This window comes from Armatimonadota bacterium, assembly GCA_039679645.1.
Classification (GTDB): domain Bacteria; phylum Armatimonadota; class UBA5829; order UBA5829; family UBA5829; genus UBA5829.
In genome coordinates, this window is sequence record JBDKUO010000052.1 from 1 (window position 1) to 12,152 (window position 12,152).

General features: G+C 51.2%; 13 protein-coding genes. All 13 read left to right on the plus strand.

The features are described from left to right. On the plus strand, positions 1 to 1,397 hold a 1,397-nt coding region (locus ABFD83_10615), incomplete at its 5' end, for a lectin like domain-containing protein (protein ID MEN6357519.1). A 118-nt stretch (positions 1,398 to 1,515) separates the two neighbouring features. Continuing rightward, positions 1,516 to 2,511, plus strand: a complete 996-nt coding sequence (locus ABFD83_10620) for a uroporphyrinogen decarboxylase family protein (GenBank protein ID MEN6357520.1) — start codon at positions 1,516 to 1,518, stop codon at positions 2,509 to 2,511. A 36-nt stretch (positions 2,512 to 2,547) separates the two neighbouring features. Continuing rightward, positions 2,548 to 3,903, plus strand: coding sequence for a replication-associated recombination protein A (locus ABFD83_10625; protein ID MEN6357521.1), 1,356 nt, complete (start codon positions 2,548 to 2,550; stop codon positions 3,901 to 3,903). A 79-nt stretch (positions 3,904 to 3,982) separates the two neighbouring features. Continuing rightward, positions 3,983 to 5,098, plus strand: coding sequence for a tRNA 2-thiouridine(34) synthase MnmA (mnmA, locus tag ABFD83_10630; protein MEN6357522.1), 1,116 nt, complete (start codon positions 3,983 to 3,985; stop codon positions 5,096 to 5,098). After that, entirely contained in the window at positions 5,095 to 5,499 is a 405-nt protein-coding gene (locus tag ABFD83_10635) for a hypothetical protein (protein MEN6357523.1), read from the plus strand. Before mnmA ends, ABFD83_10635 begins: the two co-directional genes overlap by 4 nt. Next, positions 5,492 to 5,827: a YtxH domain-containing protein gene (locus tag ABFD83_10640; GenBank protein MEN6357524.1), complete on the plus strand. Its 336-nt coding sequence runs from the start codon at positions 5,492 to 5,494 to the stop codon at positions 5,825 to 5,827. Before ABFD83_10635 ends, ABFD83_10640 begins: the two co-directional genes overlap by 8 nt. 82 nt (positions 5,828 to 5,909) lie before the next feature. After that, the gene (locus tag ABFD83_10645) at positions 5,910 to 6,266 is read left to right on the plus strand and encodes an STAS domain-containing protein (GenBank protein ID MEN6357525.1); all 357 of its coding nucleotides are present in this window, start codon (positions 5,910 to 5,912) and stop codon (positions 6,264 to 6,266) included. 2 nt (positions 6,267 to 6,268) lie between these two features. Then, positions 6,269 to 6,691: an ATP-binding protein gene (locus tag ABFD83_10650; GenBank protein ID MEN6357526.1), complete on the plus strand. Its 423-nt coding sequence runs from the start codon at positions 6,269 to 6,271 to the stop codon at positions 6,689 to 6,691. Beyond that, positions 6,675 to 7,466: a SigB/SigF/SigG family RNA polymerase sigma factor gene (locus ABFD83_10655; protein ID MEN6357527.1), complete on the plus strand. Its 792-nt coding sequence runs from the start codon at positions 6,675 to 6,677 to the stop codon at positions 7,464 to 7,466. Before ABFD83_10650 ends, ABFD83_10655 begins: the two co-directional genes overlap by 17 nt. A 305-nt stretch (positions 7,467 to 7,771) precedes the next feature. Continuing rightward, a complete protein-coding gene (locus ABFD83_10660) occupies positions 7,772 to 8,854 on the plus strand; it encodes a type IV pilus twitching motility protein PilT (GenBank protein MEN6357528.1) in 1,083 nt (360 codons plus the stop codon). Continuing rightward, a complete protein-coding gene (locus ABFD83_10665; protein ID MEN6357529.1) occupies positions 8,851 to 9,936 on the plus strand; it encodes a type IV pilus twitching motility protein PilT in 1,086 nt (361 codons plus the stop codon). The genes ABFD83_10660 and ABFD83_10665 overlap by 4 nt, the downstream gene beginning before the upstream one ends. After that, complete coding sequence (locus tag ABFD83_10670; protein MEN6357530.1) at positions 9,933 to 10,703, plus strand: sugar phosphate isomerase/epimerase; 771 nt, start codon at positions 9,933 to 9,935, stop codon at positions 10,701 to 10,703. The genes ABFD83_10665 and ABFD83_10670 overlap by 4 nt, the downstream gene beginning before the upstream one ends. A 214-nt stretch (positions 10,704 to 10,917) precedes the next feature. Continuing rightward, a complete protein-coding gene (locus ABFD83_10675) occupies positions 10,918 to 12,066 on the plus strand; it encodes a Gfo/Idh/MocA family oxidoreductase (protein MEN6357531.1) in 1,149 nt (382 codons plus the stop codon). Positions 12,067 to 12,152 lie beyond the last annotated feature (86 nt).

The window sequence follows — 12,152 nt, forward strand, 5'->3', positions numbered from 1 at the left end:
GTTATGTTACCATCAAGCTGAGTTCGGCTGTCAGTGTGGTGAATGGACACAAGTTTACGGTATTAGTGAAAACTACAACGCCAGGGCGGACTTATCCGCTGCCTTTGGAGTATCCTATCAGTCAATATAGCAGCAGGGCTACTTCGGAGCCCGATGAGAGTTTCGCAAGCTCGGATGGCAATAATTGGCTTGATCTCAATAATTATGATGCCAGCGCCTGCCTGAAAGCCTATACCGCTTCATCTGTGGCGACAGTTGCTGCCCCGATTTTTTCTCCCGACGCCGGAACCTATACAAAGGAGCAGAAAGTCACGATATCTTGTGCAACATCGGGCGCGGAGATACATTACAGCGTGAACGGTGCAGCCCCGACCACCAGCGATCCCAAAATAGCATCCGGTGCCGCGGTGACAGTGTCGAAATCACTGACTCTTAAGGCAAAGGCCTGGAAGACTGGGATGAATCCCAGTGCGGTGAAGTCGGCGGTCTATACAATCAGCCATATTCCAACGAATATCAGTCTTGCTCCATCCAGCGGCTATTTGAGGGGCTACTGGAAATATACGTTTGTCAGCAAGCACTCAGACAGCGCGGGCGCAGGAACGATCAAAAGTGTAAGCCTACTGATAAATTCGGCTACTGTGGGGTCAAATGCAATATATTGCATTTACATTGGAAACAAACTCTACCTTAGAAACGATGAAGGCACCAGAAGTCTTGGCGGGTATGAGGTCGGTTCTGACAATGTTATAGAGAATGGTCAGTGCAGGCTCTACTGCAAAAATACTACAGTATCCAGGAGCGGAAACACGCTTACTGTCAATTGGGTGATTGAGATAAAGCCTTCAATGGCCAATAGGGTTTGCTACGGATGGCTTTTTGCGGCGGACAGCGATGGTTTTTATAAGGGATGGGATAAATTCGGGGAGTTTACGTTTCGTCCGCTTACCGAGCCTTGGAATGTCTGTCTGATTCCTGTAAGCGCCACTTTCAATACGGGAGTTAAATATACGATCAGTAGTGTTTACTTCGATATCGCCTGTTGTTCATCAATCGACATAGCTGCTCTTCTGATTAACAATGTGCAGTCGGCTTCAAACGCAGTGTATGTATTGTATAATGTGCAGACCGACAAGCTCTTTTTGAGAAATGATGCGGGGACTGGAAATCTCGGCGGTTATGCGCCGGGTTCGGACAATGTCATCGAAAACAAACAGTGCAAGCTATACTGCAAGTACACAACTGTGGTGAATAATATAAATGGGCTTGCGATCAGTTGGAGTATTGAGATGAAACCATCGATGGCAGGCAAGAGTTGTAAGTGCTGGCTTTATGTCAAAGATATCACAGGAGTCTACAACGGCTGGAGTTTTCTGGGAAGCCGCACTATTAAATAGCATGAGATTCCCTAGTAAAGCATACAACGACCCCGGGGTTCCCGGGGCTGTTTTTTGCGAAGGACTTCATGCTTGCTTTCATAAACCATGGTTTTGTGGGCAATACAGGAGGCGGAAGGTGACCAGTCGCGAACGCATCAAAACAATTTTCACAGGCGGTGTGCCGGATCGGTGCGGATTCTGGATGGGAAATCCGCTTGGGGATACATGGCAGAATTATTTTGAATATTTTGGCACCTCAAATCAAGAAGAAGTGCGCAGGCATCTGGATGATGATATTCGCTGGATATGTGCGGACTTTGCATACAAGCACCCCGAGGGTAAGCCGCTCTTTGAAATGACCAGAGATGGAAAACCCATCTTTGCCGATTGCGAGGATGTCGTGGAGATTGAGGACTATCCCGATTGGCCGAACCTTGATTACCTGGACTTTACTCAGCCGCTTGACGATCTGCGCAGCGCAGGAGATGTCTGCCGCGCAAGTGGAATGTGGGCATCGTTTTTCCATATCCTTGCCGGTTACTTCGGGATGGAAAACTACTTCATAAAAATGTATCTGAATCCGGATGTTGTCGATGCGGTGACGCGAAAAGTGTGCGAATTTTTCCTTGAGTCAAACAGACGGTTTTTCGAGGTTGCGGGTGACGAGATGGACGTGTTTTTCTTTGGAAATGATTACGGCACTCAGCTCGATCTGCTCGTCAGCCCCGAACAGTGGGATCGTTTTATGCTCCCTTACACAAAAGCGCTGGTGGACCTTGGGCACAAATACGGTTACAAAGTGATGCATCACTCCTGTGGGGCAGTCCATAAAATCATTCCCAAATATATCGAGATGGGAGTCGATGCGCTGCATCCTCTGCAAGCCAGGGCATCCAACATGGATGCCGAGACTCTTGCCCGTGATTTCAAAGGCAAAATTGCATTTGTGGGCGGTATAGACACTCAGCATTTGCTGGTTCATGGCTCTCCTGAAGATGTCAAGGCAGAAGTGCGGCGAGTAAAGGCATTGCTGGGTCCGAACCTGGTTATCAGTCCGAGTCATGAGGCACTGCTGCCGAATGTTCCTGCACAAAACGTTGTTGCAATGGCCGAGGCGGCGAGGGAAATGTAAGAGGATTTCACGCCCATAATTGGGAAGTTTATACACATGCCCAATCTTTTACCGGAAACACCTGAAGAGCTGTCTCATCAGCCTCTTGCAGCGCGCATGCGCCCGAGGACTATGGACGAGTTCGTCGGCCAGGAGCAGATTCTGGCACCAGGCACTCTCCTTCGCACGGCTATCGAAAAAGATGAGCTTCCTTCCATGATCTTCTGGGGACCTGCAGGCTGCGGCAAGAGCACACTGGCGGCGGTGATAGCTCACCACAGCCGGGCGCGGTTTGAAAATTTCAGCGCCGTCACATCGGGCATACCCGAGATGCGTAAAGTGATCGCCCGGTCAAAAGAGCAGCGCAAGCTCGACGGGCGCAAGACTATTCTCTTTGTCGATGAGATACATCGATTTAATAAAGCCCAGCAGGACGCGCTTTTACCTCATGTTGAGGACGGAACTGTTGTCCTGATCGGCGCGACCACCGAGAACCCGTATTTTGAAGTGAACACTCCTCTGCTTTCGCGTGCGCGCATCTTCAGGTTCGATCCTCTTTCTGATGAGAATGTCAGGGCGCTTATTGATCGAGCCCTGCATGACAGTGAGCGCGGGCTTGGCAGCGAAAATATCGTGGTCAATGAAGACGCCATGGCCCATATTATAGACATCGCCGAAGGTGACGCCCGCAATGCCCTGAACGCTCTCGAATCGGCAGTCGCTTCTACCGAGCCCGATCCCAAAACAGGCGTAAAGACAGTCACACTAAAAATTGCTGAAGAAGCTGTTCAAAAAAGGGTGTTGAAATACGACAGGAATGGGGATAACCACTACGATACCGTTTCGGCATATATCAAATCGATGCGCGGCTCCGATCCCGATGCGGCCATATACTGGCTGGCGCGAATGCTGGCCGCTGGGGAGGACCCCAAGTTCGTGGCGAGGCGATTGGTCATTGCCGCCGCGGAGGATATAGGTAACGCGGACCCGATGGCGCTGGTAGTGGCGAATGCGACTGCTCAGGCTGTGCAGTTCGTAGGCATGCCGGAGGCTCAGATTCCTCTGGCTCAGGCGACAGTATATCTGGCCTGCGCGCCCAAGAGCAACGCAAGCTACATGGCGATAGATCGGGCGAATAGAGATGTAATGGAGAGGAAGGGACCCCCAGTGCCTGTGCATCTAAGGGATTCACACTACCCCGGAGCAAAGGCTATAGGGCATGGTAAGGGATACAAATATCCTCACGACTACCCCGGCCATTACGTCAATCAGGAATATCTGCCGCCCGGCGCGCAAAGTGGGCCGTATTACGAGCCGACCGAACATGGTCATGAGGCAAAGTTCAAACAGCGCCTAGACAGACTGCGCAAGAGCGGCTCTGAATCCGATAGCAAGGCGGACGACGAATCATGAAGCCTTGGAGATACAGTGCAACCTGCTTCCTCTCCCCATCGGCGGGAGAGGGTTGGTGTGAGTGGGGAGTCCCGGCCAAGTGAGCAGTAATGAGAAAAAGAGAGTCGTCGTAGCAATGAGCGGCGGTATCGACAGTTCTATAGCCGCCGCGATGCTCCTTGACAATGGCTATGAAGTGATCGGGGTCACGATGCGGATGTGGTCATCCGAGGATGAGGCTCTCGAAAAAATTGCGCGGCAGGCGGAGCAGGATGCGGGCCGCGTAGCGTCGTATCTGGGTATATCGCATCACGTGCTCGATGTTCGGGATGAGTTTGCCAAATGCGTGGTGAGCAACTTTATTGACGAATACCGCCATGGCCGGACGCCGAATCCCTGCGTTGTGTGCAATCCCAAGATCAAGTTCGGCGAGCTGCTTAAGTATACTCAGGACGAACTCGACGCGGACTATATAGCGACAGGTCACTACGCTCGGATAATCTGGGACGAGCCGACGTCGAAGTGGAAGCTGCTGAAAGGCGTGGATAAGACAAAAGACCAGGCATACGTATTGTACAGGCTCAGTCAAAGCCAGTTGGGTAAGATACTCATGCCCCTGGGGTATCATACAAAAAGTGAAGTGCGCGCCATGTCAGATAAGTTGGGTCTGCACTTGACTGAGAGACCCGAGAGCCAGGACATATGCTTTATACCCGGCGGCGGGTATCAGGACTTTTTGAAAAAGTCTGTGCCTGAGTTGATGCGTCCCGGACCCATAGTCGATACTTCGGGCAAGGTGTTGGGTGAGCACGAGGGAATAGCGTTTTATACAGTCGGCCAGCGCCGGGGGCTGCGTGTGGCATCAGGCCGCAGGCTATATGTAATTGCGATTGATGCGCGGTCAAATAAGATAATTCTTGGTGAGCCCGGTGAGTTTGGGCAAAAGGCCGTGCTTATAAAATATGTCAATATGATATCCGGTGAGAAACTTTCGAAATCCGTTGCCGTTTCGGCGAAGATAAGGTATAATGCGCAGGATTCGCCTGCGGTCCTGAGGCCCTTGTCTGAGGACAGCGCCGTGCTTGATTTCGAGCAGACCCAGCGTGCGGTCACTGCCGGCCAATCGGCTGTATTTTATGATGGCGATGAGGTCCTGGGCGGCGGGATAATAGCCGACCGGGTGGAATCGGCCTTGGAAAGTGACGTGTTGAGATGATTGGGCTTTTGGTCACGGTCACAGTGCTGCTGAGCGTGATCCTGATATTATTGGTTGTGGGACTGGCTGTGTATTTCAGGCGGCTGGCGGGTGCGACGCGTGAGCTTGAGGCTACGCTGAAAGTTTTCAGAGAAGAGATTACTGAGCTGGCTGAAGAAGCCGGACGGGTTTTGAGACATACGAATGAGTTGGTGATCGCGGCACGTATGCAGGTGGACCACGTGGGGCGCGCCGCTCAATCGGTTGAAGACCTTGTTGAGGGAAAGACGATAGTGGGTGCGGCTGAAAGGGCTGTTTCAAGTTCCAGGACTACTCTGATTTCGGTTATGCAGGGCATAAAGGAAGGTATTAAAACCTTAAGAAGCGCTAAACAATCAAAGGAGGAATCCAACGATGAGTGAAAATCGAGAAGAAAAGGGCGTATTCATAAATTTCCTGGCAGGCATGGGTTTGGGCGCACTGATCGGTGCGGTGACTGCGCTGCTTGTAGCGCCGAAATCCGGCAATGAGACAAGGGAAGATATAAAGAATGCCGCGGACGATATTCGTGACAAGGCGACCAAGGTAGTCCATGATCTTTCAGAGTCCAGCGAGGAGTTGGTCAAAAAGAGCAGAGAGCTTCTTGAATCGACTCGTGACAAGGTCGTCAGCGCGGTTGACGCGGGTAAGCAGGCCATAATATCGAAGAAAGAAGAGACATCGGAGGAGTCGGAGAATCCTGAGTTTTAGCCGTTATTGGATGGATGTGTGTGTATGCCGCAGATGAGGACGGCAGTCGAAAGGGACGCCGAATAAGATGAGGTGACACAGAGTGAACTTCAAAATAGATGTCAGGACATTGGAGAAGGAGCTTCCCTTAATCGAACTCGAGGGTGAGGTGGACGTATACACTGCGCCACAGCTCAAGCAGCAGATCATAAATATTCTCGAGGACGGCACTAAGGAGTTGATGGTGAATCTCACCAAGGTTGATTATCTGGACAGCACGGCTCTCGGCGTTCTGATCGGTGGATTGAAACGAATGCGAGAGGTAGACGGCAATATGGTGTTGATCTGCCCGAGTCCTCGGATTCGCCGGGTGTTTGAGATCACCGGGCTGGATAAGATTTTCGATATCTACAATTCCGAGGAAGACGCGCGAGAGGTTATGGGAAAGGAGATAGTGTAAACGTGCCGAACGACGAATGTCCCGCTTGCGTGGAGCTGAGAATACCGTGCAAGCCGGAGTATGTTGGTGTAGCAAGGCTGGCGATTCTCGGTGTGGCCAGCCGCATGAAGTTTTCATATGATGAAGTCGAGGATGTCAGGCTTGCGGTAGGCGAGGCGTGCACGACATCGGTCGAGTGGGCTGAGCGCAACTCGAAGCTCGATTCGAGCATTATATTGCGCAGTGAGATCGCTCCCGATAAGCTGACAGTAGACATATTCGACGAGGCCGGTGTCAGGAGTGACGGCGAGGCATCCGGCAGCGTCGATCAGGAACCTGAGAACCTTGGAGCGCTGCTCATAACCTTACTTGTAGATGAGGTTAATGTTGAACCGAATAATAACGGCACGCGTGTTCGGATGGTCAAATATGCTGGACAACGATAGCGGGGCGGCGAGAAAAAAAAGCTCTGTCGCTGAGTGGACCGAGGAAGAGGCCGAGGGTCTTTTCCGCGACTATGTCAGCCGACGTGATCGGAAGACTCGCGACAAGCTGGTTATCATGCACCAGAACCTGGTCCGGTTCCTGGCAGGCAAGTTTGCAAACAGGGGTGAACCGCTTGAAGATTTGGTTCAGGTCGGTGTGATCGGGCTGATAAATGCCATAGACAGGTTCGATCCCGACAGGGGGACAAAGTTTTCGACCTATGCCACTCCCACGATAGTCGGCGAGATCCGGCGGCACTTTCGTGACAAGGCTTGGAGCCTTAAGGTTCCAAGACGGCTTCAGGAGCTTAATCTTGCCGCCAATAAGGCAGCCGAGGACTTGAGCCAGCGTTTGGGACATCCTCCGACTATTCAAGAGATTGCCGGTCAGGTGGGCGCAAGTGAGGAAGAGACACTGGAGGCAATCGAACTTGGAAATGCTTACGATACCGTTTCTCTGGACAGCAAGCTGCCCTATGAGGGCGAATCTGCGCCGCTGACTCTCGCCGAGTTTGTCGGCGACCTCGATGCTTCGCTTCAGAGTATAGAGACTTACGGCGATCTGAAGCAGGCCGTGGACTGCCTGGAGCCTCGTGAAAAAGCGATCATCTACTATCGTTTTTTTAAGGACATGTCTCAGACGGAGGTTGCGAAGAGGCTCAACATATCTCAGATGCACGTTTCGCGCCTGCAGCAGAAGGCCTTAAAGCGACTTAAAGAACTCCTCAGCCAATAATGATGCTGGCGCTAACCTGTAGGGGTGAAGCATTTGCCAAGTGCTTTAGTAAGCTTTGCAAGTTTCGTCGTAAATGCTTCACCCATGATTAATGCTCTCGGGTTTCCTCAATCGCAACAACCTCAATAGATTACCTATTGCAGAATCTTTGTATTGGAACTAAAATTAAATAAGTAAGGTCATACATTCAGGGGTCGCAATGCCTGTCGTGGCTTTGCGACCTTGTGTTGTGAGACGATATAATCCCTCCGGTATCTTACCCGGAGGGATATCGATGCGTATAAAATACATGAGGTCATTTGCGAATGGCAGAATTATACATAGATCAGCTTCTGACTCAGATGGTTGAGAAGTCAGGCTCGGACTTACATCTGAGATATGGGCAGCCGCCGATTATGCGTATTCATGGGAAACTTACTCCGACACCCTTTCCGCCGATTGAGAAGGTTGAGGACATAGTATTTCCAATTTTGAACGAAGAGCGCCGCAAGCGCCTGGAAGAGTTCATGGAGCTGGACCTGTCGTATGAGATAAGGGATGTATCCAGGTTCCGTGTAAACTGTTTCCGCCAGCGCGGTCATGTCGGGGCGGTGCTTCGAGCGATTCCCATTAAGATCAAAACAATTGATGATCTTGGTTTACCGCAAGTGACAAAAGATATATGTCTAAGGCCAAGAGGGTTGGTTCTGGTAACCGGGCCTACCGGTTCCGGTAAATCGACCAGCCTGGCAGCTATGATCAATCATATCAACGAGAACGAGAAAGCGCATATAATCACAATCGAGGACCCGATCGAGTTCGTGCATCAAGATAAGATGTGCTCTGTCAATCAGCGCGAACTGGAGATTGATACTCATTCATTTGCAGAGGCCCTTAAGCACGTTTTGAGACAGGACCCGGATGTCATCCTGGTCGGTGAAATGCGAGACCTCGAAACCATATCCCTTGCGATCACCGCTGCTGAGACCGGTCACCTTGTATTCGGGACTCTGCACACGACCGATGCTCCTCAGACAATCGACCGTGTCATCGACGTTTTCCCTCCAGAACAGCAGTCTCAGATACGAATGCAGCTATCGGTCACGATCCAGGCTGTTATTTCCCAGCAGCTCTTGCCGCGAATTGATGCTCAAGGAGGTCGAATCGCGGCATTCGAGGTGATGGTAGCAACCCCGGCTATTCGAGCGCTGATACGAGAGGGCAAGACACACCAGATATATTCTGATATTCAGGCAGGCGGCGACTTCGGTATGATCTCCCTCGACCAGTATCTTGTCGGTTTATTGAGGAGGCGGGTCATCAATTATGATGACGCCATCTCCAAATCATCAAATCCACGCGAGCTTGAACGTATGGCCGCTAAGGCGCTGCAGGGGGTGGTCAAATGAGCCGAGCAATGAACAGAGAATTTATGGATGAACTGCTCACACTTCTGGTTAAGTTGGAAGGCTCCGACCTCCATATCAAGGCGTACAATTATCCTTTAATGCGCATTCATGGCGACCTGATCCCTCAGAAGCAGTATCCGAAACTCAGTCCCGAGGACACTCACGATTTGGCTTACAGCATGATGAATGAGGTCCGCCAGGCGCGATTTGAGGAAGAGCTGGAAATGGATCTCGCATATGAGATTCCGAATGTATCCAGATATCGAACCAATATTATGCAGCAGCGCGGCATGGTAAGCATGGTCCAGCGTGCAATTCCAACCAAGATCATGAGTATGCAGGAACTGAATCTGCCTCCGGTCTGCCAGTATTTTGCGGAACGCCCGAGAGGAATGGTTTTGGTTACCGGTCCGACCGGTTCCGGCAAGTCCACTACTCTCGCCGCTATGATCGACTATATAAACTCCAACAGATCCGAGCACATCATGACTGTTGAGGACCCTGTTGAGTTTGTTCATGAGTGCAAAAAGTCGATCATTAACCAGCGGGAGTTGGGCACCGATACGCTCTCATTTAACAATGCGCTGAAATATGTTCTCAGGCAGGACCCTGATGTAATTCTGGTCGGTGAGATGCGTGACCTTGAGACGATCCACCTCGCGATCACGGCTGCCGAAACCGGCCACCTTGTATTTGCGACCCTGCATACGCAGGATGCCACTCAGACTGTAGACCGTATCATAGACGTCTTTCCAAACTATCAGCAAGCTCAGATTCGAATGCAGTTGGCCAATAACCTGATAGGTGTGGTTTCTCAGACTCTACTCAAACGAGCAGACGGCCATGGACGGGTAGCGGCTTTTGAGACATTGATGAACTCAACTGCCATCCGAAACCTGATACGTGAAGCTAAGACATTCCAGATAGCTTCGATGATCCAGACCGGCGGCAGACAGGGGATGATGACCCTTGATCAATATCTTGCCGAACTGGTCAAGAGAGGTATGATCAGCCGGGACGAGGGTCTGTCGCGCGCGAGCAATGCAAAAGAGTACGAAGCAATGTTGGAGGTCACCAAATGAAGCTGAAACAGGTCGCTGCGCAGTTATATACACTCAGGGATTACCTCAAAACACCCGCCGATATTGCGGCTTCGCTCAAGAAAGTGAGCGATATCGGTTATCAGGCCGTGCAGCTTAGTGGCATGGGGCCGATATACGAGTCCGAGCTTGTAAGGATTCTCGACGGCGAGGGACTGGTCTGCTGCGCCACTCATGAAAACGGTCAGAGCCTGCTCGACGATCCGAAAGCGATAATAGACCGGCTCAATAAGCTCAACTGCATCTATACGGCATATCCGTATCCGGCTGGTGTGGAGCTTAATTCTCTTGCCGATGTTGAGTCCTTTGCCTCGCGTCTGGATGCGTCCGGCAGGGTTCTGGCTGAGGCCGGGATAACGCTTGCTTATCATAATCACCATATCGAGTTTCGCCGGTTTGAGGGCGAGCTTATGCTGGATGTGATTTATTCTCATACCGACCCGCGTTACCTCCAGGGCGAGCCGGACACTTACTGGATACAATACGGCGGGGGTGATCCGGCAGACTGGTGCAGGAAGCTTAACGGACGGCTTCCCTTGCTTCACATGAAAGATTATGCGGTTATGCCCGACCTGTCTGTTACATATGCAGAGGTGGGCAATGGAAACTTGAACTGGCACGAAATAATTCATGCCGCGCAGGAGTCCGGCTGCCAATGGTATATCGTTGAGCAGGATGAATGCAGGCGCGACCCGTTCGAATCACTAAAGATCAGCTTCGATTACATCCGAAATAACCTTGTTGATTGAAGGCATTCAAGCTCTTGTTGTCGAAGCATATGTTGTCCAAACCAGTTGCAAAACTATAGACGTTTCGGACACAGTCATTTCGAACGCTCACATCTGTCATTCCGAACGAATATGAGGAATCTGCTTTGGAATTGACGTTGTCAAAAGCAGGTTGCTTCGGAGTTCGAAATGACGAATGTCGAGGACACACGTCTGTTGACGGAAAGGAAGAGCAATGAGTGGAAGCGTCCGCTTGGGAATAATCGGTCTGGGGGTAATAGGCAACCATCATGCCACTTACCTGCGGGCCGGCGATGTGAAGCGCTGCGAACTTACAGCAGTGTGCGATATTGACCCGAATCGTATTGAGAAGTTCTCGGACCTGAAAAAATTTACCAGCAGCGAAGAAATGATCCGCTCCGGTGAGGTTGATGCGGTCCTAATATCCACGCCGCACTATGCCCACACGACCATAGGCATCGACGCCCTCGAACAGGGCCTTCATGTTCTGGTCGAAAAGCCCATCTCGGTGCATAAAGCCGATTGCGAGCGCCTGTTGGCGGCTCACAAAGACCCGAAGCAGGTCTTTGCGGTCATGTTCAACCTGCGCACCATCGGCTGGTGGAAGAAATTAAAGCAGCTCATCGACACCGGTGAGTTGGGTGAGATAGTTCGCATCAACTGGACTTGCACCGACTGGTTCAGGAGCGAGGCATACTATGCCAGCGGTGGATGGAGAGGCACCTGGGCCGGTGAAGGCGGCGGTGTGCTAATGAACCAGAGCCCGCATTATCTTGACCTCTGGCAGTATTTCTTTGGTATGCCGGAAAAAATCCGAGCATTTTGTGGTTTCGGCGTGCGCCACAATGTTGAGATTGAAGATGAAGTCACCGCCTATATGGAATATTCCAACAAGGCGACAGGTGTGCTGATAACTTCTACCGGCGAGTTCCCCGGCACCAATCGTTTGGAAGTTGCCGGTGAGCAGGGCAAGGTTATCATTGAAGGCGGCAAGTTCAGTTTTACAAGAAATGAGGTCCAGACGACTCAGTTCAGCAAGACATGCCCTACAGGGTTTGTCTTCCCGCCCGTTTGGAATATAGACATCCCCGTAAAGAGCGGTGGCCAGCACATGGAGATAACGCAAAACTTTGTGAACGCTATTCTTGACGGAACTCCGTTGCTTTCTCCAGCCGAAGAGGGGATTAAGTCTGTGGAGCTTGCCAACGCGATGATCTACTCGACTCTTACCGATTCCACGGTGCACTTACCCTTGGATAGCCAGGCTTTCGAGAAAGAACTGCAGCGTCTTATTGCCGAGTCGAGATTCGTCAAGCAGAGCGAAAAAGGCGAAGTAGTAGACGCAAAAGCGTCATTCCATTAACATGCAGGGTGCGCCCAAGTTCCATTTCTTCTGTGTTTCCGTATTTTCCGTTCTTCCATGATTGAACCTTTGGCTGCTTATGAATA